General features: G+C 66.8%; 23 protein-coding genes. 10 read left to right on the forward strand and 13 right to left on the reverse strand.

The features are described from left to right. Positions 1 to 75: 75 nt before the first annotated feature. Positions 76 to 963 (forward strand): YicC/YloC family endoribonuclease, encoded by an 888-nt coding sequence (locus tag KHC23_RS19010; protein ID WP_213374727.1) that lies wholly within the window; start codon positions 76 to 78, stop codon positions 961 to 963. Positions 964 to 968: 5 nt separating this feature from the next. Further along, positions 969 to 1,631, forward strand: a complete 663-nt coding sequence (gene gmk, locus KHC23_RS19015; protein WP_213374729.1) for a guanylate kinase — start codon at positions 969 to 971, stop codon at positions 1,629 to 1,631. Here gmk and rsmA read toward each other — a convergent pair. From rsmA to lptF, 6 genes are all read right to left on the reverse strand, one after another. Further along, a complete protein-coding gene (gene rsmA / locus KHC23_RS19020; RefSeq protein WP_213374731.1) occupies positions 1,604 to 2,485 on the reverse strand; it encodes a 16S rRNA (adenine(1518)-N(6)/adenine(1519)-N(6))-dimethyltransferase RsmA in 882 nt (293 codons plus the stop codon). The two genes, gmk and rsmA, sit on opposite strands and share 28 nt — an antisense overlap. A 17-nt stretch (positions 2,486 to 2,502) precedes the next feature. Next, positions 2,503 to 3,564, reverse strand: a complete 1,062-nt coding sequence (gene pdxA, locus KHC23_RS19025; RefSeq protein WP_213374733.1) for a 4-hydroxythreonine-4-phosphate dehydrogenase PdxA — start codon at positions 3,562 to 3,564, stop codon at positions 2,503 to 2,505. A 7-nt stretch (positions 3,565 to 3,571) separates the two neighbouring features. After that, positions 3,572 to 4,552, reverse strand: coding sequence for a SurA N-terminal domain-containing protein (locus KHC23_RS19030; protein WP_213374735.1), 981 nt, complete (start codon positions 4,550 to 4,552; stop codon positions 3,572 to 3,574). Between the two features lie 110 nt (positions 4,553 to 4,662). Then, entirely contained in the window at positions 4,663 to 7,068 is a 2,406-nt protein-coding gene (locus KHC23_RS19035; RefSeq protein ID WP_213374737.1) for an LPS-assembly protein LptD, read from the reverse strand. A 107-nt stretch (positions 7,069 to 7,175) separates the two neighbouring features. Continuing rightward, a complete protein-coding gene (lptG, locus tag KHC23_RS19040; protein WP_213374739.1) occupies positions 7,176 to 8,261 on the reverse strand; it encodes an LPS export ABC transporter permease LptG in 1,086 nt (361 codons plus the stop codon). A 49-nt stretch (positions 8,262 to 8,310) separates the two neighbouring features. Further along, a complete protein-coding gene (gene lptF, locus KHC23_RS19045) occupies positions 8,311 to 9,471 on the reverse strand; it encodes an LPS export ABC transporter permease LptF (RefSeq protein WP_213374741.1) in 1,161 nt (386 codons plus the stop codon). A gap of 198 nt (positions 9,472 to 9,669) precedes the next feature. On the opposite strand from lptF, the gene KHC23_RS19050 reads away from it, so the two are divergent. The 3 genes from KHC23_RS19050 to KHC23_RS19060 all read left to right on the forward strand — a co-directional run bounded on the left by KHC23_RS19050 (position 9,670) and on the right by KHC23_RS19060 (position 13,334). Then, the gene (locus KHC23_RS19050; protein WP_213374743.1) at positions 9,670 to 11,178 is read left to right on the forward strand and encodes a leucyl aminopeptidase; all 1,509 of its coding nucleotides are present in this window, start codon (positions 9,670 to 9,672) and stop codon (positions 11,176 to 11,178) included. Between the two features lie 47 nt (positions 11,179 to 11,225). Beyond that, entirely contained in the window at positions 11,226 to 11,672 is a 447-nt protein-coding gene (locus KHC23_RS19055; RefSeq protein WP_213374745.1) for a DNA polymerase III subunit chi, read from the forward strand. A 312-nt stretch (positions 11,673 to 11,984) separates the two neighbouring features. Beyond that, positions 11,985 to 13,334, forward strand: coding sequence for a porin (locus KHC23_RS19060; RefSeq protein WP_213374747.1), 1,350 nt, complete (start codon positions 11,985 to 11,987; stop codon positions 13,332 to 13,334). 232 nt (positions 13,335 to 13,566) lie between these two features. Here the strand turns inward: KHC23_RS19060 and KHC23_RS19065 are convergent, their stop codons facing one another. The 4 genes from KHC23_RS19065 to KHC23_RS19080 all read right to left on the reverse strand — a co-directional run bounded on the left by KHC23_RS19065 (position 13,567) and on the right by KHC23_RS19080 (position 17,271). Continuing rightward, the gene (locus KHC23_RS19065; RefSeq protein ID WP_213374749.1) at positions 13,567 to 15,438 is read right to left on the reverse strand and encodes an ABC-F family ATP-binding cassette domain-containing protein; all 1,872 of its coding nucleotides are present in this window, start codon (positions 15,436 to 15,438) and stop codon (positions 13,567 to 13,569) included. 67 nt (positions 15,439 to 15,505) lie between these two features. Then, the gene (locus KHC23_RS19070) at positions 15,506 to 16,063 is read right to left on the reverse strand and encodes a DinB family protein (RefSeq protein WP_246544776.1); all 558 of its coding nucleotides are present in this window, start codon (positions 16,061 to 16,063) and stop codon (positions 15,506 to 15,508) included. A 527-nt stretch (positions 16,064 to 16,590) separates the two neighbouring features. Continuing rightward, positions 16,591 to 16,809 (reverse strand): hypothetical protein, encoded by a 219-nt coding sequence (locus tag KHC23_RS19075; protein ID WP_213374751.1) that lies wholly within the window; start codon positions 16,807 to 16,809, stop codon positions 16,591 to 16,593. Positions 16,810 to 17,064: 255 nt separating this feature from the next. Continuing rightward, a complete protein-coding gene (locus KHC23_RS19080) occupies positions 17,065 to 17,271 on the reverse strand; it encodes a hypothetical protein (protein ID WP_213374753.1) in 207 nt (68 codons plus the stop codon). A gap of 224 nt (positions 17,272 to 17,495) precedes the next feature. Here KHC23_RS19080 and ndk point away from each other — a divergent pair, with 224 nt between their 5' ends. From ndk to KHC23_RS19105, 5 genes are all read left to right on the forward strand, one after another. Then, a complete protein-coding gene (gene ndk / locus KHC23_RS19085) occupies positions 17,496 to 17,918 on the forward strand; it encodes a nucleoside-diphosphate kinase (protein ID WP_213374755.1) in 423 nt (140 codons plus the stop codon). A gap of 384 nt (positions 17,919 to 18,302) precedes the next feature. Then, complete coding sequence (locus tag KHC23_RS19090; protein ID WP_213374757.1) at positions 18,303 to 19,007, forward strand: TerC family protein; 705 nt, start codon at positions 18,303 to 18,305, stop codon at positions 19,005 to 19,007. 162 nt (positions 19,008 to 19,169) lie between these two features. Then, the gene (locus KHC23_RS19095; protein WP_213374759.1) at positions 19,170 to 19,913 is read left to right on the forward strand and encodes a TerC family protein; all 744 of its coding nucleotides are present in this window, start codon (positions 19,170 to 19,172) and stop codon (positions 19,911 to 19,913) included. A 63-nt stretch (positions 19,914 to 19,976) separates the two neighbouring features. After that, complete coding sequence (locus tag KHC23_RS19100) at positions 19,977 to 22,061, forward strand: molybdopterin-containing oxidoreductase family protein (protein WP_213374761.1); 2,085 nt, start codon at positions 19,977 to 19,979, stop codon at positions 22,059 to 22,061. Positions 22,062 to 22,158: 97 nt separating this feature from the next. After that, the gene (locus KHC23_RS19105) at positions 22,159 to 22,995 is read left to right on the forward strand and encodes a cyclase family protein (RefSeq protein WP_246544777.1); all 837 of its coding nucleotides are present in this window, start codon (positions 22,159 to 22,161) and stop codon (positions 22,993 to 22,995) included. Positions 22,996 to 23,025: 30 nt separating this feature from the next. Here the strand turns inward: KHC23_RS19105 and purN are convergent, their stop codons facing one another. From purN to KHC23_RS19120, 3 genes are all read right to left on the reverse strand, one after another. Then, a complete protein-coding gene (gene purN / locus KHC23_RS19110) occupies positions 23,026 to 23,688 on the reverse strand; it encodes a phosphoribosylglycinamide formyltransferase (RefSeq protein WP_213374763.1) in 663 nt (220 codons plus the stop codon). A 114-nt stretch (positions 23,689 to 23,802) separates the two neighbouring features. Next, the gene (gene purM / locus KHC23_RS19115; protein WP_213374765.1) at positions 23,803 to 24,882 is read right to left on the reverse strand and encodes a phosphoribosylformylglycinamidine cyclo-ligase; all 1,080 of its coding nucleotides are present in this window, start codon (positions 24,880 to 24,882) and stop codon (positions 23,803 to 23,805) included. Positions 24,883 to 24,953: 71 nt separating this feature from the next. Further along, entirely contained in the window at positions 24,954 to 26,102 is a 1,149-nt protein-coding gene (locus tag KHC23_RS19120; RefSeq protein ID WP_213374924.1) for a benzoate/H(+) symporter BenE family transporter, read from the reverse strand. Positions 26,103 to 26,257 lie beyond the last annotated feature (155 nt).

The raw sequence follows: 26,257 nt of genomic DNA on the forward strand, positions 1-26,257 counted from the left end.
CACGACCGGCTTGAGGCGGGGGGCGCCCGCCGTTATGGTCCGCCCGCCGCCCAGAGGGCGGGGCAGGGGGACGACATGACGCTGGCCAGCATGACGGGTTTCGCACGCACCCAGGGCACGAGCGGCGCGTGGAGCTGGGCGTGGGAGCTTAAATCGGTCAATGGCAAGGGCCTCGATGTCCGCCTGCGGCTTCCCGGCGGCTGGGAGGGGCTGGAGAACGGCCTTCGCCAGACCGCCGCGCGCGTGCTGTCGCGCGGCAATGTAAACGCCAACCTTTCGCTCACCCGCACCGACCCCGAGGTCAGCGTGCGCGTCAATGAGGACGTGCTGCGCAGCATCGCGACGTCGGTACGGCGCGTCGCCGATGAACTTGGCGCGCCGCCGGTGCAACTCGAAAGCCTTCTCGGGCTCAAGGGCGTAATGGAGATCAGCGAGGCGCAGGACAGCGAGGCGGCGCGGGCCGCGCTTGAGGCGGAGATCATCGCCGGCTTCGAACGGGCGCTGGTCGAGCTTGCCGCCATGCGGGCGCAGGAGGGCGCGGCGCTCGGCATCGTGCTGGGCGAGCGGCTCGACGGCATCGCCGCGCTCACCGCCGCCGCCGAGGCCAATCCGTCGCGCCGCCCGGAGGCGATCCGCGCCAAGCTGGCCGACCAGATTCGGGTGTTGATGGACACGGGCGCCAGCTTCGATCTCGACCGGCTTCACCAGGAGGCGCTGATGATCGCTTCCAAGGTGGATGTGCGCGAGGAACTCGACCGGCTGGTGGCCCATGTCGCCGCCGCACGCGCCATGCTGAAGGAGGGTGGCGCGATGGGGCGTCGCCTCGACTTCCTGGCGCAGGAATTCAACCGCGAGACCAACACGCTGTGCTCCAAGGCCAATGACGTGTCGCTGACCGCCATCGGGCTTGAACTCAAGGGCATGGTCGAACAGTTCCGCGAGCAGGTCCAGAACATCGAGTGAGCGCCATGACCAGCCCTTCCCAGATTTCCGTCGTCCGCCGCGGGCTGATGCTGGTTCTGTCCTCGCCCTCCGGGGCAGGCAAGTCGACACTGGCGCAGATGCTGCTGAGAGAGCACCCGGAGATACACCTCTCCGTCTCAGTGACGACGCGCGAGCGACGCCCGAGCGAGGTGGAGGGCATCCATTATCACTTCATCAGGCGCGAGCGCTTCGAGAAACTGCGCGACGTCGGCGACCTGCTGGAATCGGCGGAAGTGCACGGCAATTTCTACGGCACGCCGCGCGAGCCGGTTGAGAATGCGCTGGCCGCCGGCAAGGACGTGCTGTTCGACATCGACTATCAGGGAACGCTTCAGCTTTACGAGAACATGCGGTCCGATATCGTCGGCGTGTTCATTCTGCCACCCTCCGCCGGCGAGCTGAAGACGCGGCTTGAGCGGCGGGCGGAGGACGCCTCCGGGGTGATCGAGAAGCGGTTGAAGAACGCCCGCACCGAAATCGCCCACTGGCGCGAATATGACTATGTGCTGGTGAACGAAGACCTGAACGCGACCTTCATCAATCTTCAGGCGATCCTCACCGCCGAGCGCCTGCGCCGCGAACGCCAGCTCGGCCTCGCTCCCGTCGTCGAGCGGCTCGATCAGGAACTGGCGACGCTGACGTCCTGAGCGCCGGTCCGGCGCATCGCCATCCAGGCATTGGCAAGCGCGACGAAGCCCTCCACCGGCACGCGCTCGGCACGTTCGGTCGGGGCGATTCCCGCTGCCTCCAGCAGCGCGCCGACGTCGATGCCGAGGCTTTTCAGGCTCTGGCGCAGCATCTTGCGGCGCTGGCCGAAGGCGGCCTCGGTGACGCGCTCAAGCGCCTTGCGTTCGCAGGGCGAGGGTAGGGCGCGCGGCACCAGATGCACCACCGATGAGGTGACCTTGGGTGGCGGCACGAAAGCCGAGGGCGGCACGTCGAAGGCGATGCTCGCCTGCGCCCGCCAGCCGGTGAGCACGGCGAGGCGGCCATAATGGTCCTCGCCGGGGGCGGCGACGATGCGCTCGGCCACCTCGCGCTGGAACATCAGCGTCAGGCTCTCGTACCAGGGGGGCCAGGGGTCGGCGGACAGCCAGCCGACCAGCAATGGCGTGCCGATATTATAGGGCAGGTTGGCGATGATGACGGCGCGTTCGCCCGGCGTGAGGAGGGCACGATAATCGGTCTCCAGCGCGTCGCCTTCGATGATTTCGAGCCGCCCGGGATAATGCGCGGCAACCTCGGCCAGCGCCGCCACGCAGCGCGAATCGCGCTCGATGGCGATGACACGTCCGGGCCCGAGCGCGAGCACCGCGCGGGTCAACCCGCCCGGGCCGGGGCCGACCTCGATCACCGTCAGCCCGTCGAGCCGCCCTGCCGTGCGGGCGATCTTCGAGGTGAGGTTGAGGTCGAGCAGGAAGTTCTGGCCGAGCGATTTCAACGCGGAGAGGCCATGCTCGCGGATCACGTCGCGCAGCGGCGGCAGGCTGTCGATGCTCATACGTCGGGGCTCATGGATCAGCCCGGCTGGCCATCGAGCGCCAGGTGATCGCGCACCGAAGGCTCTCGCGCATTGGCCGCGTCACGCTCGGCCAGCCGGCGCGCCAGAAGCAGCGCCTCGATCAGGCTGGACGGGTCGGCCCGCCCGGTTCCCGCGAGGCCGAAGGCGGTGCCATGGTCCGGCGAGGTGCGTACGAAGGGCAGGCCGAGCGTGACGTTCACCGCACGGTCGAAGGCCAGCGCCTTGGCCGGCGCCAGCACCTGGTCGTGATAGGCGCCGATGGCGGCGTCATAGGTGGCGCGCGCGGCGGCATGAAACAGCGTGTCGGCGGGCAGCGGCCCGCGGGCGTCGATGCCCTGTTGGCGCAGCGTCTCGACGGCGGGTCGGGTGACGTCCTCGTCCTCGCAGCCCAGCATGCCGTCTTCGCCCGCATGCGGGTTGAGCCCGCAAATGGCAAGGCGCGGGGCGGCAATGCCGAAGCGCAGGCGCAGGTCGCGGGCGGTGATCTGCGCGGTCTCGACGAGAAGCGCATGTGTGAACAGGCGCGGCACCTCGGCCAGAGGCACGTGGATGGTGGTGGGCACGACGGCGAGCTCCGGCGACCAGATCATCATGACCGGGCGCGGCGCCGGCAGGCCGGCGAGATGCGCGAGATATTCGGTATGGCCGGGAAAGCCGAAGCCGTCGGCGTAGAGCACCGCCTTGGAGATCGGGTTCGTCACCACGGCGCTTGCGCGTCCGGCCTTTACCAGCGCGACGGCGCTGTCGATTGCCGCACAGGCCGCGGCTGCGCTGCTGGCGTCTGGTTTGCCGGGATCGGCTGTGGCCGTGGGGCCCGCGTTGACGACAGGCAGTGCGTCGGGAAAGAGCGCGCGCGCCTGTTCCGGCGTGCACTCCCGCACCGGCACGGCGAGGCCGAGCTGTGCGGCGCGGCGGCGCAGCAGACCGGCATCGCCGGTCACAAAGAAGGGCGGAAGGGCGCGCGCATCGCGCAGCAGCCAGGCCGCGAGGGTGATGTCGGGGCCGACGCCCGCCGGCTCGCCCGAGGTCAGTGCCAGGACCGGCGAGGGGCGTGCCATGATCCGCTCAGCGATACTGGATCATGGCGGATCTGCGCGCGTCTTCGAGCAGCTTTTTCGAGACCGAGTCGAACTGCTTGTTCTCCAGCTCGCTGCGCACGTCACGCTTTTGGGCGCTCTCGCCGACCACCTCGCGGCGATTGCAGATCGCGATCATCTCGATGCCGGCGCGGGTGACTTCGGGCGCGGTGAGGTGGCCGATCGGCGTGTCGTCCATGACCTTGCGCGCTGCCGCACTCACATCGCCGGAGGTGCGGATCACCGGGTCGCGCACCACGGTCTCGCGCATGCCGCGCGCGGTTTCCACGCCGCTGTCGCAATCGGCGAACTGCTTGCGCAGGCCGTTCGCCTCCGCCATCCGCTGCGAGCGCTCTCCCTGGCTCGCGGTACGTCCCACGACAAGGACAATCTGGCGCACCGTGTACTCGGTGGTGCGCTGGGCGCGGGTGAGATCCTCGCCCTTTGACTGAAGGGCGGCGAAGACATCGGAATCGCGGATCGTCGCTACCGACGAGAAACGGCCTCGGACATAGTTGTTCCACACATAATCGGCACGCATCTTGGCCTTGAGCATGCCGGCATCGAGGCCTGACTGCGCCAGGGCCTGGGTCAGTTGTTCCGGCGAGCGGCCGCTGCGGCTGCCCATGCGGGCGAACATCTTCTCGATTTCGTCCTTGTCGGCGGTGATGCCGAAACGCTCGGCCGTGACGACCTTGAGGCGCTGGTCGATCAGCTCGTCGAGCGCCTGCTTTTGCGAAAGGTTGCGGCGCTCGGTGAGCTGGGCGAGCTTTATGCGCTGGGCGACGTCGAAGCTGGTGATGGGCTGGCCCTGCACCAGGACGAGTATCTGTTGCGCGCGGGCCGGCGGCGAGATAAGTGCCGTGGCGGCGAAGGCCGCGCAGCCGAGGAGCAGCGCGCAAACGATCTGCCCCGCGGCCCGATGACGGCCGGCACGCCAGCCATCCCGTATCCAAGACCGTCCGAGCATTTTCTCTCCACTCTCCCCTTCGGCGAGCCGCATCGCGTCTCTTCCGTAACGTCGCCGCCTTGTCCGCGCTGTTCTGGTCGGCGGATGTGGCGTCAATGCGACGTCACTGATCAATCGTTACTGCTGCTAGACCCGACCTGGGTCGAGAATCCGGCCTCGCCGAGGGTCTTCAGCGTGAAGGTGACGAGCACCGTGTCGACGCGCTCGCGATTGCCGCTCTCTGTATAATCCGAACGGTAGTTCAGCGCGATGCCGAAGCACTCGTCGACATAGGAAATGCCGAACAGCGTGTAGTCGATCTCGTCGAGGCTGAGATTGTAGCGCGCGGCCGCCCGCAGGTTCCAGTTCTCGTTCAGCTTCAGCGTGCCGGTGCCGAGGATGCCTTCGCGCTCCTCGTAGTAACCCAGCAGGGGCTGTGCCGTGTACAGGCCGTAGAGGGCGGAAACCGTCAGCTGCTTGTTGATTCTCGCGCGACCTTCGATTTCGTAACGCTCGACCGACCAGTCGTCATTGTCGAAGCGGAAGCGATTGATGAGCGAGAAATTCTCCGTCGGCTGGTAATAAAGGCGGGCGACATAATCCGAAGCGTCGTCTTCGAGGCCGGATTCGGCACCCGTATTGGCCATGTCGTAATTGGCGTACGAGTTCTTGCCGAAGATCTGGTAGGACTGGCCGAACAGGGCATTGATCTGGCCGCCTTCATTGAAATTGGCGGTGTACTGGATGCCCACATTGGCCCGCCCGCCGCCTTCCACGCGGTCATAGCCCGAATATTTGCTGATCTCGAACAGGTTGGTGTCGTCGAAGATCAGGCTCTGCGCGTCCTCGTTCGGGAACTTGCCGATGTCGGTCTCGTCCGGGCGGATGATGACCTGCGCGATCGGCTCGATGGTCTGGGTGCCCCAGCTCTGAACGGCGATGAAGGGGTAACGGTATTCGAGGCCGACCGCCGGCATGGCACGGATGAGCTGATTGTCGCCGCCCGGCAGCCACGGGGAGTCCTCAGTCTGCGCCTGCACCGAGGCGACATCAAGCTGCATGTTGAAGAACGGCGTCCAGGTTTGACCGGCGGCGTCGATGAAGGTCCGGCGCCAGTCGACCACGCCCGACAAGCGCGAATAGCTCCCGACCATGCCGCGCATGAGGCAGGCGTCGCGCAGGTTTGCCCCGGCCGCGGAGACCTCGGCGAGGTCGCACTGGTTGGTCGGGCCGTCGATATAGTCGGCCACAAGCGGGGGCGGTGCGAAGGCCGCCGAGGTGGCGCGCAGATCGATCTCGTCGCGGGTCAGGCTGGTGAAGTTGACGTCGTAGCTGAGCTGGCCGCCGAAAATCGATTCGCCCAGCGTCTTGCTGTAGTCGAGCACGGGGTGGATGACCGGCTGCTGGCCCTGGATGTCGTAGGAGGTCAGGCCGGTGAAATACATCGCCCGCAGGTCGAAATAGGAGCGGTCGCCCTGGCCCACGAGGTAGAGCTGCGAGGTGACCTCGCGTGTGGCGGCGTTGATCAGGTTGTAGTCCTGCAGGAAGGTCTCGTCCGACAGCAGCCAGCCGTCCCAGCCCCAGTACCAGTTCTTGTTGATGTTGAACCGGCCATGCGTCTCGATCATGCCGCGCTGGTCGCGATAGCCGGGCTCCGGATCGGGCATCCCGAAGGCGTCCGTCCCCATGAACGCGCCTTTGTCCTGCTGGTCGATGCCGGCGGCGCGGATGCTGTAGGTGCCCGTTTCCAGCCGGTGCCGGAACTCGGCATCGAGCATCACGCCCTGCTTGGAGACGATGAGCGGGGAGAACGTCACGTCCATGTTGGGCGCGATGTTCCAGAAATAGGGAATGGTTGCGCCGTAGCCGATCTCGGAGGTGTTGACGAAGGACGGGATGAGGAAGCCGGACTTGCGCTTCACCGTCGGATCGGGAGCCTCGAGGTAGGGAACCCACGCGAACGGGATGCCAAGGAATTCGAGCCTGGCGTCCTCGAAATAGATCATCTGTTCCTTTTCTTTATGGATGATCTTGGCGGCCTTCACCTGCCACATCGGCGGCTTCTGCGGGTTCTCCTTACAGGGTTCGCACGGCGTATAGGCGCCGCTGGTCAGCACCGTGGTGTCGCCATTCTCGCGATCGGCGCGCGCGGCGACGAAATGCATGCTCTCGGGCGTGTCGATGCGCAGCGAGTTCACGAATCCGTTGCTGAAGTCCTGGGACAGGTCGAGGTTGTCGGCGGCGATGATCGTGCCGTCCTTGTCCTTCAGGCGCACACCGCCTTCGGCCCGCAGCCGGTTGGCGGCGCGATCATAGACGACGCGCCGTGCCTCGAGCACCGCCCCGTCATAATAAATCTGGACGTTGCCTTCCGCGATCACCTCGTTGCGGGTGTTGTCGTAGACCAGCTCGTCGGCGGTCACCAGCATCTTGGCGTTGGGGTCGGTCTGGCGGTTGACCAGCCCAGCAGCGAGGGGGGACGGCTGTTCGGCACTCGTCTGGGCATGCGCCAGCGACGCCGGGCCCAACGCGACCAACGCAACGGAACCTGCTCCGATAATCAACGCGCAGGCGGACTGACTAAGACGGCGCTTCAGTCGCCGGATCGTCGAATCTGCCTGGCCGGCTATCACGTTGCCGACCTTCATCCGTCCTCCCGGTGAAGCAGGATGAGAATGCCCATCAATGCTCCGACGACCGCTGGAAACCACGCTGCGATAATGGGATGCACAATCCCGGCCTCACCGAGGTCCTCGGCGAGCTTGGTGAAAACATAAAGCAGAAAGCCGGCCGCGACGCCACCGAGAATCGTCTGGCCGATGCCGCCGAAGCGGAAGACGCGCAGGCTCACCGAGGCCGCAATCAGCACCATCGCCAGCAGCAGCATGGGGCGCGCCAGCAGGCTCTGATACTGCAGCCGATAGCGTTCCGCGCCAAAGCCGACGCGGGTCGCCGCGTCGATGGCGGCGGGCAGATCCCAAAACGGAACGGTCTCGCTTTGCAGCGATTCCTGAACCTGATTGGGGGTGAGATTGGTGGCGAGCATGTACACGTCGTACTCCTGCAACCCTATTGCAGGAGTTAAAACGCGCGCTTTTTCCAGCCGCCACGCGCCGGCATCCAGCTCGGCGCGACGTGCCTCGATGCGTTCGAGCAGCTTGTCGTGCTCGTCGAACAGGAAAACGTTGACCCCGGTGAGTTCGCGCCCGCCATTGCTCGTGGCCGCCGCCTGGATGATGGCCTGCCCGTCGACGCTTTGCTGGCGCAGCCAGAAGCCGCTCCTGCCGGCAGCGAACAGGCCGGTCTGGCGATTGAATATCTCCGCCTCCAGCCGGCTGGCGCGCTCCTTGAACTCGGCGGAAACCGGATTGTAGATGGCTGTGGAAAACACCCCGAGGGCGACGGCGATCAGCGCCGCCGGAGCGATGAACTGCCATGCCGAGATGCCGGCGGCGCGCGCCACCACCAGTTCCAGCCGCCGCGACAGGGTGAGAAACGTGCCGATGGCGCCGAACAGCACGGCGAACGGCAGAAGTTGCTCGGTGAAGAACGGCATGCGGTAGAACACCAGCAGCATCAGCGTGGTGAAGTCGACATCGCGTTCGCCGACCCGACGGGAGAGTTCGAGCAGGTCGATGAGCATGATCAGCCCGGCGCAGCCGAGGAAGATGCCGAGCACCGAACTGATGAACCGGCGGCCGAAATAGAAGCCGAGCGTGCGTCCGATCACGTCGCCGCTCCGCTGCCGGTGATATTTTCGTGAGGGCGCATCGCGAGGCTCAGTTTACCGTCGCGCGCACGACGCGCTGGGCGAGGCGGTCGATCCTCTCCCGAATCGCTGCCGGCATGCGCGGCTTGAAGCGCCCGCTCAGCGAAAGGGCAGAACCGAGAATGAACACGATGGGAACAAGGTACACGACGGGGACGAGGTCCGGTTCGTTGCGGACCTGGTTGATCAACCCGAAACTGGTGACCTGAAGAAAGATGACGAAGGGAGCGGTGCCGGCCAGAGCCAGTCCACGCCCTTCGCGGGTGGTGCGCGGCTCGGCCAGCGCGGCGCAGGCGATGCTGAAGAAGGCCAGTACATAAAGCGGCAGCGACAGCCGTCGGTGCAGTTCCTCGGTGAACCGGCCGCTGCCTTCGATCAAGATCACGAAGTCCTTCGGATCGGGACTCCACAGGTCGCGGAAGGAGCGCTCCGGCGCGCGATAGACTGTGGGTTCGCCGCTATTGGTGAAGGGCGAAAGATCGAAGGCATAGCGCTGGAACTCGACGACGTTGCTGTCCGCCTTGCCGGGGGTGCGCCGGTGGATGGCACCGTCCTCGAGAACGAGGAAGGTGCCTTCCTCGGAATCGATCACCTGTCCGCGCTCGGCGAGATAGGTGTTCACCTCCTTGGGGTCGCGGGCATCATTGATGAAAATTCCGCCGAGCACGCCGTTCGCATTGCGCTCGCGCACGTGGAACACCATGCCCTGGGAGAGCGTGGTGAACCGGCCCGGCTGGGCGATGAAGGCGACCACGTCGGCCCGCACCCGGGTGATCTCGTAGCGGAACTGGCGCATCGCCGCCGGCACCAGCTCCATCGACAGGGCGGCGCAGCACGCGGCCACCAGTACCGCGAGAATCACCAGGGGGCGCAGGAAACGCCAGGTCGAGATGCCGGCCGCGCTCGCCACGACGATCTCGGAATCGCTGTTCATGCGGAACAGCGTATACGTCACCGCCATGAACAGCGCCGCCGGCGCGAGGCCGAGAATGAGAGCGGGCAGGGCGAGGGCGGTGATGACGACAAAGGCAATGATCGTCTGTCCCTGAGTCGTCATGATGTCGAGTTCACGCAGTGCCTGCGTCACCCAGATCATGGCGGTCAGTACCAGCAGTGTCCCCACAAACGCCGTTGCGGCTGAGCGGAACACGTAACGGTCCAGGCGGTTCATCGAGCGGCGTATCCTGATCCCTGTCGGTGGTGCCCGCCGCCCCGGCGTGGCCTTCCCTGCGCACGATGCATAATTGGCTGCGCGTTCCGGCGCAAATCGGGCGGCGCCGCGTTAACGCCGTGACCCTTTCAGGCTCGTCGCCCGTCACGCATTCGGCTAAACAGAACAAAGACAGCCGAGACCAATCAAGGTGCCCCGATGCCCGACCATGTGAAGATCAGTTTCGCCAAGCTTCCCGCCGCTCTGGAAGGGATCGTCGTCCTGCTTGCCGCCGAGCCGGCGGAAGGCGAGACGCCAGTGTTCGCGCCGGCGGTCGAGGCGCTGCTGGCACCTTCCGGCACATTGGTGGCGAGCGCGGCCCAGGCGGACCGCTTCACCGGCAAGTCGGGCAAGGCGCTCGACATCCTGTCGCCGTCCGGGCTCGACGCGTCGCGCCTCGTCGTGATCGGGGTCGGCAAGGTTCCGGCGCTGAAGTCCTTCGACTGGCTCAAGCTCGGCGGGGCCATCATGGGGCGCCTGCCGGCCTCGGCCAAGGAAGTGAGCGTGGTCCTGGCGCTACCCGGTGGCGAGGTGCCGGCCGACGCAGCGGCGGAACTGGCGCTCGGCCTGCGCCTGCGCGCCTATTCCTTCGACCGCTACAAGACCAGGAAGAAGGCGGACGAGGCGACGGCCAAGCCGAAGGTGACCCTCTATATAGAGAACGACGCAGCGGCGAAGCGCGCATGGAAGAAGCGCGAAGGCATCGGCGAGGGCGTAGCGATGGCCCGTGACCTGGTCAACGAGCCCGCCAACGTGCTCACCCCCACGGAATTCGCCCGGCGCGCGGGCGACCTCTCCAAGGTCGGCGTGGATGTCGAGGTGCTCGGCGAGAAGGACCTGAAGAAGCTCGGCATGGGCGCGCTGCTCGGTGTCGGCCAGGGCTCCGACCAGGAAAGCCGTGTCGTGGTGATGCGGTGGAACGGCGGCAAGTCCGAGGAGGCGCCCGTGGCCTTCGTCGGCAAGGGCGTGGTGTTCGACACCGGCGGCATTTCAATCAAGCAGGCCGCCGGCATGGAGGACATGAAGGGTGACATGGCGGGCGCCGCCTGCGTGGTCGGCCTCATGCACGCGCTGGCCAGCCGCAAGGCGAAGGTCAACGCGGTCGGCCTCATCGGCCTCGTCGAGAACATGCCCGACGGCAAGGCGCAGCGCCCCGGCGACATCGTCACCTCCATGTCCGGCCAGACCATCGAGATCATCAACACCGACGCCGAGGGCCGCCTCGTGCTGGGCGACGTGCTCTGGTACGCCAAGGAGCGCTTCAAGCCGCAGTTCATGGTCGACCTCGCGACGCTCACCGGCGCCATCATCGTGGCGCTCGGCACCGAGCATGCCGGCCTGTTCTCCAACAACGACACGCTCGCCGAGCGGCTGGCCGACTCCGGGCTGACGACGGGCGAGAAGGTGTGGCGCCTGCCGCTCTCGGCGGAATACGACAAACTCATCGATTCGAAATTCGCCGACATGAAGAACACCGGCGGGCGCTTCGGCGGCTCGATCACCGCCGCGCAGTTCATCCAGCGCTTCGTCGGCGACGTGCCATGGGCGCATCTCGACATTGCCGGCACCGGCATGTCCTCTCCCGCCAGCGAGTTCAACCGGAGCTGGGGTTCGGGCTGGGGCGTGCGCCTGCTCGACGACCTGGTGGCCCGCCACTACGAATCGTGACGCCGGCGTCGGGCGACCGCTGCTGAATCAGGGAACGAAGGCGTTTCATGACGGAAGTGCTCTTCTATCACCTGCAGAACCGGCCGCTCGACGCCGCCTTGCCCCAGCTCCTGGAGAAATGCCTGGAGCGGGGCTGGCGTTGCACCGTTCAGGCGACGTCACCCGAACGGGTCGAGGCGCTGGAGCAGATTCTGTGGACCTATGACGACGCGTCGTTCCTGCCGCACGGCACAGACCGCCAGCCGGAGCCGGCGCGCCAGCCGATTCTCCTCACCGCCGACGAATCGAATCCCAACGGCGCCGTGACACGTTTCCTGATCGACGGCGCGGCGATCGCCGATGTCGGTGCCTATCAACGGGTGATCCATCTGTTTGACGGCAACGATTCCGAAGCCGTCGAGCCGGTCCGCGAGGCCTGGCGTCGCGCCCGCGCCGAGGGGCATGAGGTCACCTACTGGCAGCAGGACCCGAACGGCCGCTGGCAGCGCCGCTGATTGGGGCGGCCCGGTGGCGCCGGGCGCCACAATTTCACGGGCCGCAGCCTCGCCTTTACCGCGGCCGGCCTCATTAACCACTGATTTACAAATGGTTTTCGTGGCCGAGAGGCCGGATTTGGCGCGCCGTCGGGGCGGCGTGAAAATTGTGTCTCGATGGCAACACTTCGTTGCGGAATAGGCGGCGGGGGGCTTTGGGGGCCACTTTGGCTTTGCACCGCCGGGGTGTTTCGAACAGTATCGCTGTGGGTGCCGCGCCGTGCGGCGGGTCCTGACAATCGAAAACCCAACATTGGTCCAATTTGGGGGAGAATGAAATTGAAGACGGTCATTAAGAATGTGCTGCTCGGCTCGGTTGCCGGGCTTGCGATGGTCGGGACTGCTGCGGCGGCCGATCTGCCTGTGAAGGCGAAGGCTGCGGAATATGTGAAGATCTGCTCCACCTACGGCGCCGGCTTCTACTACATTCCCGGCACCGATACCTGCCTGAAGGTCGGCGGCTATGTGACGGCCGACACCTACTTCACGGACATCGAGGGCAAGACCCGCGTCACTGTCCCCGGGGTTTCTTATCGTCTTGATAACGATCCGGACGGGCAGAGCTACTTCCTCACCCGCGTCGGCGTTCAGCTCGATGCCCGTACGCAGACCGAATACGGCACCCTGCGTTCGTACTTCGAAGGTCGTTTCAATGCTGGTGAGAGCTACGGCTTCGGCCAGGAAATCGACACCGGCGAGTTCAGCTTCAGCGACGGCATCCGCAACTCGGCCGAAATGAAGTATGGCTACATCCAGTTCGCTGGCTTCACCTTCGGTCGCGCCACTTCGGCGTTCGACTTCTGGGCCGGCGACGGCTGGCAGGGCATTCAGCCGGGCTCGTTCTATTCGGACGTGACGCTGAACGTGATCCAGTACACCGCCGACTTCGGCAACGGCTTCTCGGCGACCATCGCCCTCGAAGACTCCTACGGTCGTGAGGACGAGTTCGCGAACTTCGAAGAGCTGAGCGGTCAGCAGGTTCCGGACATCGTCGGTAACATCGCTTATGAAGGCACCTGGGGTGCGTTCAAGGTGTCGGGCGCCTGGCACCAGATCGGTGACTGGAACCCGCTCGTGGGTCCGGATTTCGGTAATGGCCCCACCTCCCTGTTCACCAGCAACGACGACTCCGGCTGGGCCGTCCTCGCCGGCGTGCGCTTCGACTTCGCTGAGACCACCACCCTGTACGTCGAAGGCGCTTACGCCTCGGGCGCTCCGGGCTATCTCGGCCTCGACGGCACGATCCCGGTCGTCGATGCTTTCGGCAGGGCTGTCGAAGGCTGGTATGTCGGCGGTTCGCTGATCCACTACTGGACCCCCTCGGTGTTCACCACCGTGGTCGGTAGCTACACCCAGTCCGATAACTTCGCTGTCGGCTACGACATCGACGTCAACAACAACACGAACTTCACCGGCGTCTCCTCGACCGATTTCACCGGCTACAATGTCGGCGTCAACATCGGCTGGGTCCCGGTCAAGGGTCTGACCCTGGTCCTCCAGTACGACTACCTGAACGCCGAGTACTCGGGTTCGGATTTCCTCTACGGCAACGTCACCCCGATCTCCTACTCGCAGGAAGCTGCTCAGAACCGCGTGACCTTCTCGGCCAAGCGTTCTTTCTGATCTCTTCCGAGATTGGTTCTACGGAAAGCCCCGGCCTTGCGCCGGGGCTTTTTGCTGTTGCGGTGCGCTCGCCGTCGTGCCGACGAAACGCATTCCGTCCCGTCCGGACGAAGCTCATCCGCCCGCGCCAAGCGGGCAAGCGGGTATGGGCGCGTTCCGCCACGCAGGCTTCGCGCGTCCGGGGTGTTTGGGCTGCTGAGGTCGGGACCGTTGCGGTGGAGGCGGCGCCGACTTACGACGCCATCGCCTCGTCGAGGCTGGCGGAGGCGTGCAGCCAGTCCTCTTCCGCCCTGGCGAGGGACTCAGCCGCCGAGGCGCGCTCCCGGGCGAAACGCTGGGCCTCGAGCGGGGCGCGCGTATAGAGCGTCTCGTCCGCGAGCTTGGCATCGAGCGCAGCGATGCTGCGCTCCAGCTTCGCCATGGCCGCTTCCAGTTCCTTGACGCGTTTGCGCAGCGGCGCCGCCTCGGCCCGCCGGTCGGCGGCCTGGCGGCGCTCGTCGGCACGGGTGCCGGTCGTCTCCTTGCGCTGCGCGGAGGCGCTGCGGCCGATGACCAGCTTCTGATATTCGTCGAGATCGCCGTCATAGGGCCGCACCGTCCCCTCCGCCACCAGCCACAGCCGCTCGGCGCTGGCGTCGAGCAGGGTACGGTCATGGCTGATCAGGATCACCGCGCCGGGAAAATCGTTGATCGCCTCGGTCAGGGCCTGCCGGGCGGCGATGTCGAGATGGTTGGTCGGCTCGTCCAGAATAAGCAGATGTGGGCCGTGAAAGGCGGCGAGGCCGAGCAACAGCCGCGCCTTCTCGCCGCCGGACAGCGCCGCGATCGTGGTGTTGGCGGTAGCGCCGGAAAAGCCCATCTCGGCGGCGCGCGAACGCACCTTTGCCTCCGGCGCCTCCGGCATCAGCCGCCGCACATGGTCGTACACCGTCTCGTCGGCGACCAGTTCATCGAGCTGGTGCTGGGCGAGATAGGCGATCTCCAGCCCGGCGGCGCGCACCATCGTGCCGCCGAGCGGCGCCAGCCGGCCGGATATCAGTTTTGCGAAGGTGGACTTGCCATTGCCGTTCGGGCCGAGGAGGGCGATGCGGTCGTCATGGTCGATGCGGAGCGTGAGGTTCCTCAGGATCGGCCGGCCCGGCTCGTAGCCGGCCGAGACGCCGTCGAGGGTGAGGATCGGGGGCGAGGGAATCCGCTCGGGGTGCCGGATGGAGATGGCGGCGGCGGCCTCGCTGGCGAGTTCGGCGAGCGGCGCCATCCGTGCCAGCGCCTTCAGGCGCGACTGCGCCTGCTTGGCCTTGGTCGCCTTGGCCCGGAAACGCTCGACGAAGGCTTCCATATGCTTGCGCTTGGCGTCCTGCCGGGCGCGTGCCTTCTGGTCGACGGCGCGCTTTTCGGCGCGCTGGCGTTCGAAGGAATCATAGCCGCCGCGCCACAGGGTGAGCTTGCCCTGGTCGAGATGCAGGATGAACCCCACCGATTCATTCAGCAGTTCGCGATCATGGCTGACGATGAGCACGGTGCGCGGATAGCGGGCGAGGAAATCCTGCAGCCACAGCGTACCTTCGAGGTCGAGGTAATTGGTCGGCTCGTCGAGCAGCAGCAGGTCCGGCTCGGCGAACAGCAGGGCGGCGAGGGCGACGCGCATGCGCCAGCCGCCGGAGAATTCCGAGCACGGCCGCTGCTGTGCGGCGTCGTCGAAGCCAAGGCCGGCGAGGATGCGCGCGGCGCGGGCGGGAGCGGCATGGGCCTCGATGTCGACGAGGCGCAGTTCGATCTCGGCGATCCGTTCCGGATCGAGGGTTTCCTCGCGCTCCTTCAGAAGCGAGGCCCGCTCGGTGTCGGCGGCCAGCACCACGTCGATCAGCTTCTCCGGCCCGGCCGGGGCCTCTTGCGCCACCTGGCCGATGCGCGCGGCGGACGGAATGCGGATATCGCCGCTCTCCAGCGCGATATCGCCGGTGATGGCGCGGAACAGCGTGGTCTTGCCGGTGCCGTTGCGGCCGACCAGGCCGATCCGGGCGCCTTCCGGCAGCGCCACCGAGGCATGGTCGATGAGCAGCCGGCCGGCAACGCGCAGGGAAATGTCGTCGAGATTGATCATGCGGGTGTTGTGCCGCGCCGCGGCCCGGCGGGCAAGAGAGGGCGCGCTCTAGCGTGCGGGCGCGCGCTCACTCGGCGCGGGCAAGTCCGTTCTCGCGCTGGAACGCGATGAGGTCGAGCGAGGGCGCCGCCGCGTTGCCGAGATGACCGCTGATCAGGCAATGCACCTGCCCGCGATGATGGGTCTGGTGGTTGAAGACATGGTCCAGCACCGTCGCCAGCGGCTGGACGAAGCGCGCGCCGGCGATATTGGCGTAGTGCAGGTCGGTTGCCAGCGCCTGCGCGTCCAGACCCTCAATATAGGTAAGGATGCGCTCGTCCTCGGCAACCCGGGCCAGGGTGAGTTCCGGCAGAGTGTCGAACAGGATGGCGTCGAGCCGCGCGGGCGCGTCCCCGGCGCCGGTGATCCGCCGCATCCACATGCGGTCGCCGACGAGGATATGATTGAGCGTCCCATGCACGGAGCCGAAGAAGGCGCCGCGATCGGCGCGGTACTGCGCCTCGCTCAGCTCGGCCGCGGCGGCGTAGAGGCGTCGGTTGCCCCAGGAATTATAGGCCGCGAAATCGCGATAGCGGCGGCTGATGAGACGGGCGAGCGATGCGTCGGGTGAGGCGGCGGTCATCATGGCGGTGCGTTCTCCAACGGTCGGCCGGGAAGGTGAAGCCCGGGAAGACATGGGTGCCATGGTGCGCCGCCCGGCGCGGGGTTTCAAATTCGCAGTGATGATCAGTGCCATGAACCGCGCAAGGGGGTGGTCATCTCGCTGCCCGGAACCGCAGGGCTTTCGCCGGTCGGGACGACATGCACGTGCATGCGCCCCGGCCTTGCGGGCGCAGGGCCGGGGCGTTGCGTCGGACCTCCGCCGGGTCGGCGGGAACGGAAGAGGTCGTCCGATTCCGTTGCCGGAATACGTGCATTCTGCAGTCGCGCCCCCAACAGCCCCTGAACGGCCCGTTGGCCATTGTTCATACGCGCGGATCCGCCGGCAAATAGCAGCCGCCGGCAAAAAAATAGCCCCGGCTCCTTGGGGGAGAAGCCGGGGCCGATGGGCTCGCGTCGGGGCTTGGGGGAGTGGGGTGCCGCGAGCCTAACCTTTCGAAACGAATGAAGCGCGAGGAGGCATCAGGAAGAGCGCCAGACCGGTCTGACCTGTCAGTAGCAGACGGGACGTTCAACCTCGACCATGCGGCCGGCATCGCTCACCCAGCGCGACTGCATCACGCAATCACCGGCGACCTGCTCGACCGGGATCTCCACGGTCGCGGCCGGAAGCTGGCGCTTGAAGTAACCGGTGGCATCGGCCGCGCCCACGAACAGCGCGGTGAACCCCATCGCCGCGGCGACGGCACTGATGGCAATGGCCTTGTACATTTCGGCACCTCATCCACCCGCCGGTGGATGAACCACCGGATATCAACCCGTCATTACGTCACTCACACCTGCGGAAGAGAACTGGAGGCAAACCAAACGCATCGCTGCGCTGCCATATTTCATGGCAGACCCAGCGGAACGAAACGTTATGCGTTCGTTCATCCGCGCTTGCCCCGTCTCGACCGTTAACACTCCCTTAACGTGCGAACTGTTCGTGAAGTTCCAAGGGGCAATCATGAAGTCGTGATCCATCGATTATTCGGCGAATACGCAGCGCGGCGCCTTCACCCAGCGCGGCGCCCCGTCCGTGTAGACCGCGTGCCGCTCCATGAAGCAGGTCTTGTAGCCCTTGGGCATGTGCGAAGGGTCGGTCGTCGCGTCGGCCACCGGCAGGAAAGGGAAGGCAAGAAAGCTGACAAGAACAGCCACCAGCCCCAACAGGGCGACGATACATTTCTTCATGGGCGACATCCCTGCGCTGCGGTCACGAGCGGCATCCTTCGGGTAATCAGGTGAGCGCCCACGGGTTCCACCGCAAGGCCGGCCTTTCGACACCGAACGGTCGACCCATCGGGGTATCGAAGCCTTGTCGAAAACGCCGCGCGCGGTTCTCTTGTCCGGAGACGGAGGCGCCGCTATAAGCCGCTGCGAACCTTTCGCCCCCCACATTTCCAGGGAAACACGTCATGGCGCTCGAGCGCACTTTTTCGATCATCAAGCCGGACGCCACCCGTCGCAATCTCACGGGGGCGATCAACGCCACCATCGAGAAGGCGGGCCTGCGCATCGTCGCGCAGAAGCGCATTCTGCTCACCCGCGCCCAGGCCGAAACCTTCTACGGTGTGCACAAGGAGCGCCCCTTCTTCGGCGAGCTTGTGGATTTTATGATCTCCGAGCCGATCGTCGTGCAGGTGCTGGAGGGCGAGAACGCCGTCGCCGCCTATCGCGAGGTGATGGGCGCCACCAACCCGGCCAATGCGGCCGAGGGCACCATCCGCAAGGAATTCGCCCTCTCCGTCGGCGAGAACTCGGCGCATGGCTCCGACAGCCTGGAGAATGCGCAGATCGAGATCGCGCAGTTCTTCGCCGGTAACGAGATCGTCGGCTGACAGCCAAAGCGCTCCCGTAGCGGGCCTGAGCCGAGCAACGGGCCTTGTCATCAGCACCCCGTCCGGTTCTCCGGACGGGGTGTTTCTTTTGCGCAGCAGCGTAGACTAAGCGTTCGCAGCATCGATGAATCGACAAAATGCGGTATTCGGGCTTGGCCACCGCATGGATTATTATGTATGTTCCTCAAATGGGCGCTGCGGGGGTCCGGCCATGGAGAAGTGGCCCGCAGCGGGGATGCCGTTAATGGCGCGCCAAGAGCGCCCGGGAGTGGGCCCGCCGGAGCCACCTCCTCTTGCCTCACCTTAAAAAATGGCGCGCCAACGCCGAAACAACAACTTGGAGTCCCATCCGCATCCGGGTGGGAAGGTGAGGGAACGAATATCATGAGCTACCTTGAGCCGCTATTCTGGCTGGCACTTCTCAAGATCATCTGGATCAACGTCCTGCTTTCCGGCGACAATGCCGTCGTCATCGCCATGGCATGCCGCTCGCTGCCTGACAGCATGCGCCGCACCGGCATGGTGCTCGGCGCGGGTGTCGCGGTCGCCATGCGCATCGTGTTCACCGCCATCATCGCGGTGCTGCTCGGCCTGCCCTGGCTGCGCATCGTCGGCTCGCTGGCGCTGCTCTACATCGCGGTTGATCTTGTGCTGCCGGAAGACGCCGAGGATGGCGGCGTCGCCGCTCATGACAATCTGTGGCGCGCGGTCGGCACCATTGCCGTCGCCGACCTGGTCATGAGCCTCGACAACGTGGTCGCCATCGCTGCCGTCGCCGACGGCAACTGGACGCTGATCATCATCGGCCTGGTCATCTCGATTCCGATGATCATCGCCGGCGCGGCGCTGATCATGAGCCTGCTCTCGCGCTTCCCCTTCCTGGTGTGGGCCGGCGCGGCGCTGCTCGGCTGGGTCGCCGGCGAGATGTTCGTCTCGGACATCAAGGTGCTGGACTATTTCGGCGAGGCCGCCGTGCACCACTATGAATACGCGGCCGCGGCTGCCGGCGCCGTGATCGTGCTGGCCACTGGCTGGGCCATTTCCCGGCTCAAGGGCTCGGCGCACACGGTGGGCCCGCACGGTTCGTGATGTGATCGGGAATTCCCTCCCCGTCGGCGCCCGCGATGTCATCGTCGCGGGCGCTCGGCGTTCAGGGGGTGGGTTCTGGCGTAAATAATAAGGTATGCCAGAACGTGCCCGGTGGGGAGTTCTTCCCTGACGCCTTGGATTTCGACGATCAGAGAGGACACGATGGATTTTTCAAGCCCGATCTTCTGGGTGGCGTTGCTCCAGATCATCTGGATCGACCTGCTGCTTTCCGGCGACAATGCGGTCGTCATCGCGCTCGCCTGCCGTTCGCTGCCCGAGAAGCAACGCAAATGGGGCATCCTGCTCGGCGCCGGCGCCGCGGTGGGCCTGCGCATCATCTTCGCCCTTGTGGTGTCGTACATGCTCGGCGTGCCGTTCCTGAAGGTGGTCGGCGGCGTGTTGCTGTTCTGGATCGCCATCAAGCTGGTGCTCGACGAGGGCGGCGAGGGGCATCATGTCGAGGGCGCCGACAGCCTGTGGAAGGCGGTGCGCACCATCGCCATCGCCGACGCTGTGATGAGCCTGGACAATGTCGTGGCCATCGCCGCCGCGGCGCGCGGCCATGCCGAACTGTTCATCTTCGGCCTGCTGCTCACCATCCCGCTGATCGTCTTCGGCTCGCAGCTCATCCTGAAGCTGATCTCGCGCTTCCCGATCCTCATCTGGTTCGGCGCGGCCCTGCTCGGCTGGATCGCCGGCGAGATGCTGGTCAGCGACAAGGTGGTGCTGGAGACCATGCAGGGCATGGCCCCGTGGCTGGTCGATGTCATTGCCGACCCCGAGGACCCCGTCGGTCTGAAGCCCTCGGCCCTGCCGCACTATCTCGCGGCCGTGGTCGGCGCGATCTTCGTCATCAGCTTCGGCTGGATCGTGAAGAACCGCCGCCGCGAGGCGACCGCGCACTGAGCCTGACGGTGCAGGTGTAAAAAGCGAGGCGCTCCGCTAGGATACTGGCGGAGCGCCTTTTTCATGAATCAGCACATCCCGCCGACCCGTACCGGCTATTCCGCCTGCCCGCACGATTGCCCCTCCACCTGCGCGCTGGAGGTCGAGGTCACCGATGGCCGGATCGGCCGGGTGCGCGGCTCGCGCGACAACAGCTTCACCGCGGGCGTCATCTGCGCCAAGGTTGCGCGCTACGCCGAGCGGGCGAACCATCCCGACCGGCTGACCCGTCCGCTACGCCGCATCGGACCGAAAGGCGAGGGCGCCTTCGCCCCGATCTCCTGGGACGAGGCGCTGGACGAGATCGCCCACCGGTTCCGCGAGGCGGAGAGCCGGCATGGCACTGAGGCCGTCTGGCCCTATTACTATGCCGGCACGATGGGGCTGGTGATGCGCGACGGCATCAACCGGCTGACCCGCGCCAAGGGCTATTCGCGCTTCTTCTCCTCGATCTGCGTCAACCCGGCCTGGAGCGGATTCATGGCCGGCACCGGCAAGCTCGCCGGGCCGGACCCGCGCGAGATGGCCAAGAGCGACCTCGTCGTCATCTGGGGCACCAACCCGGTCTCGACCCAGATCAATGTGATGACCCATGCGATACGGGCCCGCAAGGAACGCGGGGCAAAGATCGCCGTGGTCGATGTCTATCGCTCGCCGACCATGGAGCAGGCCGACATTCCGATCCTGATCCGTCCCGGCACGGATGGGGCGCTGGCCTGCGCGGTGATGCATGTGCTGTTCAGGGACGGCTTTGCCGACCGCGCCTATCTCGCTGAATTCGCGGATGATTCCGCCGGCCTTGAATCACATCTTGAAGGACGCACGCCTGCATGGGCTGCTGCCATCACCGGACTGCCAGCTGCAGAGATCGAGGCGTTCGCGCAGTCCATCGGCCGCACCGCGCGCACCTTCATCCGCGCCGGCTACGGCTTCACCCGCTCGCGCAACGGCGCGGTGGCGATGCACGCGGTGAGCTGCATCCCCACCATTACCGGCGCCTGGAAGCATGAGGGCGGCGGCGTGTTCCATTCCAACAGCGCGATCTATCGCTGGAACAAGACCATGGTCGAGGGGCTGGACATTCCGACCGGCGCTCGCGAACTCGACCAGTCGCGCATCGGCGACATCCTCGCCGGAGACCCCGAGGCGCTGCGCGGCGGCCCGCCGGTCGCCGCCATGCTGATCCAGAACACCAACCCGGTCTCCATTGCCCCGGACCAGGAGACGGTGCGGCGCGGCTTCGCCCGCGAGGACCTGTTCGTCGCCGTGCACGAGCAGTTCATGACCGAGACCGCGCGCATGGCCGACATCGTGCTGCCGGCCACCATGTTCACCGAGCATGACGACCTCTACCAGGGCGGCGGTAATCAATATGTGATCCTCGGCCCCAAGCTGGTCGAGCCGCTGGGCGAATGCCGCAGCAATCACGCAGTGATCGGCGCGCTGGCCGACCGGCTCGGCGCCGCGCATGAGGGGTTCCAGATGACCCCGCGCGACCACATCGACTGGATGCTGCGTTCCGCCGGGCGCGGCACGGTGGAGGAGCTGGAGGAGAAGCGCTTCCTCGACGTGCAGCCGGATTTCGAGAGCGCGCATTACCTCAAGGGCTTCGACTGGCCGGATGGAAAGTTCCGCCTGAAGCCGGACTGGGCGCGCTCGCGCTTCTCCGCTCCGGACAAGTTCGGGCCGTACCGGGACATGCCGGAATGGCCGGACCACTGGGCGGTGATCGAGGAAGCGACCGAGGACTATCCGTTCCGTCTCGTCACCGCGCCGGCGCGCTCCTTCCTCAATTCCAGCTTCACCGAGACGGAAGGCTCGCGCGCCCGCGAGAAGCGGCCGGAACTGCTGATCCACCCGGAGGACGCGGCATCGCTCGGTGTCGCCGAGGGCGACCTCGTGCGCGTCGCCAGCGCGCGGGGCGAGGTGCGCCTCCACGCCCGGCTGTTCGAGGGGCTGCGGCGCGGCGTGGTGGTGGCGGAATCGATCTGGCCGAACCGCGCCCATGAAGGCGGGCGCGGCATCAACAGCCTCACCGGCGCCGACCCCGTCGCCCCCGCCGGCGGCGCGGCGCTGCACGACAACCGGGTGCGCATCGCGCGGGGGTGACGGCGCCGCGATCCGGCCCTGCAGACACCGCGATTGATCATGTCGTGCTGGGAATCGGCAAGACATGACGCGGCAGCGCGTGTGATCAAGGTCGCCCTTGGTTGCTTTGCTTGGCGACCGGTCTGTTGGTGTCGATGAGGTATCGCCAATGAAAGGGCTTCGCCCCTCGCGGATCGTCGATCTCTCCAAGGAGATCGCCGAAAATCCCCAAGACCCGTTTTTCATGCGCGTGAAGGTGAAACACCACCCGCATGGTCGGGCCCGCTGGCTGGTGCGGCTGCTCGGACTGCCATTCCGCCTGTTCCCGCTGGATTTTGACGGCTGGGCCGACGACACCATCACCCGAATGGGCGTGCATGCGACGACCCATATCGACGCCCCCTGGCATTACGGGCCGACCGACGCAGAAGGGGGGCGGCTGCCAACGATCGAGCAGATGCCGCTGGAGCTTGGCTTCGGACCGGGCGTGGTGTTCGACATGAGCCACAAGGGCGATGGCGAGGAGATCGCCATCGCCGACCTGGAGGCCAGCCTTGCCGCGAGCGGGGCGTCGATTGGGCCGGGCACCATCGCCTTGATCCGCACCGGGCGCGACCGGTTTCAAGGCCAGCGGGACTACTGGAAGCTGGGCACCGGCATGAGTGTCGCCGCCACGGAATGGCTGATCGATCACGGCGTGAAGGTGATGGGCATCGACCAGTGGGGATGGGACGTGCCGTTCCACCACCAGATCCGTCGCAGCCGCGAGCAGGGCAATTCCCGGCTGTTCTGGGCCGGCCATCTGGTGGGCCGGCGCAAGCCGTTCTGGCATATGGAGCAACTGCGTGGGCTCGACCTGCTTCCCACGCATGGATTCGACCTCGCCGTCTTCCCGCTGCGCCTCAAAGGCGCTTCGGCGGCACCGGCGCGCGTGGTGGCGTTCCTTTACGACTAGCCTCCGGCCGCGGCACCGGCCCCGAATCGGCTAACGCGCCGGCGGCACCACCAGCGCCGGCGGGGCGAGGATGAATTCGTCCACGCTGACGCGGCCATCCACCAGCCGGGCGCGGCCATCGGCGACGAGGCGCAGCGCGGCGGGATAGATCACATGCTCCTGCGCCAGCACGCGGGCACTGAGCGTGTCCGGCGTGTCGCCGTCCAGCACCGGCACCGCGGCCTGCATGATGATCGGCCCGACATCCATCTCCGGCGTCACGAAATGCACGGTGCAGCCATGGATGCGCACCCCCTCGGCCAGCGCCCGCTCATGGGTGTGCAGGCCCTTGAAGCTGGGCAGCAGCGCCGGGTGGATGTTGATCATCCGCCCGGCCCATTTCTGCGTGAAGCCGGGGGTGAGCAGCCGCATGAAGCCGGCGAGGCAGACGAGGTCGGCCTGTTCTTCCTCCAGCACCGCGTCGAGCGCGGCGTCGAAGTGGGCGCGGTCGGCATAGGCCTTGTGGTCGACGGTGCGGGTGGCGATGTTGCTGGCCTGCGCGCGGGCGAGGCCGTGGGCGTCCGGCCGGTTGGAGATCACCACCGCGATCTCGGCCGGGAAATCCGGGGCGCTCGCCGCCTCGATCAGCGACATCATGTTGGAGCCGCGCCCGGAGATGAGGACGGCCACGCGGGGTTTCTTGGACACGGGCATGCTCTGCTTCAACATCCTTCGAGGCTCGCTGTGCTCGCACCTCAGGATGACGGGGATCTCTCAAGCAAGGTCATCCTGAGGTGCCCGGCGGTGCCGGGCCTCGACGGATGGTCGTCAAAGCGGCGCGTCGAGCGCGAGCGTGCCGTCATAGACGGTGTGCGCCGCGCCTTCGCCGGGCTCGATGACACCGAGATGGATCACTTCCTCGCCGCCATCGGCGAGGGCATCGGCCACGGTCTCGGCATCCTCCGGCGCGCAGACCACAACCATGCCGATGCCGCAGTTGAAGGCGCGCAGCATTTCCTCCGGCGCGACCTTGCCCACTTGCGCCAGCCAGCGGAACACGGGCGGAACGGTCAGCCCGTCGAGATCGACGCGGCCGATCGTGTGCTTCGGCAGCACGCGCGGCAGGTTCTCGGTCAGCCCGCCGCCGGTGATGTGGGCCAGCGCCTTCACCCTGGCCGTCGAGCGGATGGCGGCGAGCGCCGACTTCACATAGAGCCGGGTGGGGGTGAGCAGCGCCTCGCCCAGCGCCTTCTCGGGTGCGAAGGGGGCCGGGGCGTCCCAGCCGAGGCCGGACAGCTCGACGATGCGGCGCACCAGCGAATAGCCGTTGGAATGCACGCCCGAGGAGGCGAGGCCGAGCAGCACGTCGCCGGGGCGCACATTGGGCGAGGGCAGGAGTTCGCCGCGCTCCACCGCGCCGACCGAGAAGCCGGCGAGGTCGTAGTCGCCCTCGGCATACATGCCGGGCATTTCCGCCGTCTCGCCGCCGATCAGCGCGCAGCCGGCCTCGGCGCAGCCGCGCGCGATGCCGGCGACGATGGTGGCGCCGACCTCCGGGGCCAGCTTGCCGGTGGCGAAATAGTCGAGGAAGAACAGCGGCTCGGCGCCCTGCACCACAAGGTCGTTGACGCACATGGCGACGAGGTCGATGCCGATGGTCTCGTGCCGGCCGGTCTCGATGGCGATCTTCAGCTTGGTGCCGACGCCGTCGGTGGTGGCGACGATCAGCGGATCCTTGAAGCCGGCGGCCCTGGGGTCGAACACCCCGCCGAAACCGCCGATGTCGGCGTCGGCGCCCGGACGGCGGGTCGCCTTGACCAGCGGCTTGATGAGATCGACCAGCCGGTTGCCGGCGTCGATGTCGACGCCCGCATCGCGGTAGCTGAGGCCTTTATCGGTACCGGTCATCTCATGCCCTCCGGGAGTGCTGGCGGATTAGCCGCTTATCGGGCGGCGGGCAAGGTCGCGGGCGGTTTTCCTCACGCCCGCCGTCCCGCATGGTCGATGCCGAGCGCGATCAGGCCGGCGGCGAGGCCCCAGAAGGCGGAGCCGAGCCCGAACAGCGACAGGCCGGACGCGGTGACCGCTAGGGTCAGCACGGCGGGAAAGCGCCTGGCCCCATCGCCCATGGCGGAGGCAAGCGCGTTGACCAGCGGGCCGAGCAAGGCGAGCCCGGCGAAGGTCGCCACCAGCTCGGGCGGCAGGGCGGCGATCAGCGCCACCGCGCCGGCGCCGAAGCCGGCGAGCACGACGTAGCTCAGCGCATAGAACGGCGTCGCCAGCCAGCGCTTTTCCGGGTCGGGATGGGTGTCCGGCCCGGTGCAGATGGAGGCGGTGATGGCGGCGAGGTTGCTGGTCAGCGAGCCGAACGGGGCGGTGATGAGCGAGGCGAGGGCGGTCGAGGCCAGGATCGAGGGCGCCGGCGGCTTGTAGCCGGCCGCTTGCAGCACCGCGAAGCCCGGCAGGTTCTGCGAGGCCATGGTGACGATGTAGAGCGGAATCCCGACACCGATCATCGTCTGCAGGTCGAACTGCGGCACGATGAGTTCCAGCGTCGGCCAGGGCACACCTGCGGGAAGCGGGCCGACGCGGCCGAGCATGAAGGCCATCGCGATGCCGATGGCGAGCACCGCCAGCACCGCACCGAACGGGCTGATACGCCGCGCCACCAGGAAGATCAGCACCAGCGGCAGCACCAGCAGCGGGTCGGCCTGACCGGCGGTGAACACCGCGGTGCAGAAGCGGAACAGCACGCCCGCCAGCATGGCGGCGGCGATCGCCACCGGCAGGCGCTGCACCAGCGCGCCGAGCGGCTTCACCGCGGCGGTGACGAGGATCAGCACGCCGGCGATGATGAAGGCCCCGACCGCCGGTTCGATGGCGAGGCCGTGCGAGGCGGCGATCAGCGCCGCGCCGGGCGTCGTCCAGGCGGTGATGATCGGCATGCGGTGGCGCCAGCCCAGCCAGGCCGAGGTCGCCGCCATGGACAGGCACAGGCCGATGACGCCCGACGTGATCTGCCCCGGCGACGCGCCCACCGCCTGCGCGGCGGCCACGATGAGGGTGAGGGTGCCGCCGAAACCGACGAGGGCGGCGACGATGCCGGACGTGACGAGGGAGGAGCGCATGCGGACGGCCATCTGGGCATCGGGAGAAGGGATGCCGGGCGCCTTGTGCCACGGCGGAACGCCGAAGGCCACGGCTGCGTTCGTAGGATGCGCTGTGAATGGCGGGGGCGACGTGGCGTGCGCGCCCGCTTGTGCATCGCACACGCTGAATTTTG

Source organism: Ancylobacter dichloromethanicus (assembly GCF_018390645.1).
Taxonomy (GTDB): domain Bacteria; phylum Pseudomonadota; class Alphaproteobacteria; order Rhizobiales; family Xanthobacteraceae; genus Ancylobacter; species Ancylobacter dichloromethanicus.

What these genes read in the sequence shown, in the direction of transcription:
- KHC23_RS19010 (WP_213374727.1), top strand. Translation starts at nt 76, where the DNA reads ATGACGCTGGCCAGCATGACGGGTTTCGCACGCACCCAGGGCACGAGC.
- gmk (WP_213374729.1), top strand. Translation starts at nt 969, where the DNA reads ATGACCAGCCCTTCCCAGATTTCCGTCGTCCGCCGCGGGCTGATGCTG.
- rsmA (WP_213374731.1), bottom strand. Translation starts at nt 2,485, where the DNA reads ATGAGCATCGACAGCCTGCCGCCGCTGCGCGACGTGATCCGCGAGCAT.
- pdxA (WP_213374733.1), bottom strand. Translation starts at nt 3,564, where the DNA reads ATGGCACGCCCCTCGCCGGTCCTGGCACTGACCTCGGGCGAGCCGGCG.
- KHC23_RS19030 (WP_213374735.1), bottom strand. Translation starts at nt 4,552, where the DNA reads ATGCTCGGACGGTCTTGGATACGGGATGGCTGGCGTGCCGGCCGTCAT.
- lptF (WP_213374741.1), bottom strand. Translation starts at nt 9,471, where the DNA reads ATGAACCGCCTGGACCGTTACGTGTTCCGCTCAGCCGCAACGGCGTTT.
- KHC23_RS19050 (WP_213374743.1), top strand. Translation starts at nt 9,670, where the DNA reads ATGCCCGACCATGTGAAGATCAGTTTCGCCAAGCTTCCCGCCGCTCTG.
- KHC23_RS19055 (WP_213374745.1), top strand. Translation starts at nt 11,226, where the DNA reads ATGACGGAAGTGCTCTTCTATCACCTGCAGAACCGGCCGCTCGACGCC.
- KHC23_RS19060 (WP_213374747.1), top strand. Translation starts at nt 11,985, where the DNA reads ATGAAATTGAAGACGGTCATTAAGAATGTGCTGCTCGGCTCGGTTGCC.
- KHC23_RS19065 (WP_213374749.1), bottom strand. Translation starts at nt 15,438, where the DNA reads ATGATCAATCTCGACGACATTTCCCTGCGCGTTGCCGGCCGGCTGCTC.
- KHC23_RS19070 (WP_246544776.1), bottom strand. Translation starts at nt 16,063, where the DNA reads ATGATGACCGCCGCCTCACCCGACGCATCGCTCGCCCGTCTCATCAGC.
- KHC23_RS19075 (WP_213374751.1), bottom strand. Translation starts at nt 16,809, where the DNA reads ATGTACAAGGCCATTGCCATCAGTGCCGTCGCCGCGGCGATGGGGTTC.
- KHC23_RS19080 (WP_213374753.1), bottom strand. Translation starts at nt 17,271, where the DNA reads ATGAAGAAATGTATCGTCGCCCTGTTGGGGCTGGTGGCTGTTCTTGTC.
- ndk (WP_213374755.1), top strand. Translation starts at nt 17,496, where the DNA reads ATGGCGCTCGAGCGCACTTTTTCGATCATCAAGCCGGACGCCACCCGT.
- KHC23_RS19090 (WP_213374757.1), top strand. Translation starts at nt 18,303, where the DNA reads ATGAGCTACCTTGAGCCGCTATTCTGGCTGGCACTTCTCAAGATCATC.
- KHC23_RS19095 (WP_213374759.1), top strand. Translation starts at nt 19,170, where the DNA reads ATGGATTTTTCAAGCCCGATCTTCTGGGTGGCGTTGCTCCAGATCATC.
- KHC23_RS19100 (WP_213374761.1), top strand. Translation starts at nt 19,977, where the DNA reads ATGAATCAGCACATCCCGCCGACCCGTACCGGCTATTCCGCCTGCCCG.
- purN (WP_213374763.1), bottom strand. Translation starts at nt 23,688, where the DNA reads ATGCCCGTGTCCAAGAAACCCCGCGTGGCCGTCCTCATCTCCGGGCGC.
- purM (WP_213374765.1), bottom strand. Translation starts at nt 24,882, where the DNA reads ATGACCGGTACCGATAAAGGCCTCAGCTACCGCGATGCGGGCGTCGAC.
- KHC23_RS19120 (WP_213374924.1), bottom strand. Translation starts at nt 26,102, where the DNA reads ATGCGCTCCTCCCTCGTCACGTCCGGCATCGTCGCCGCCCTCGTCGGT.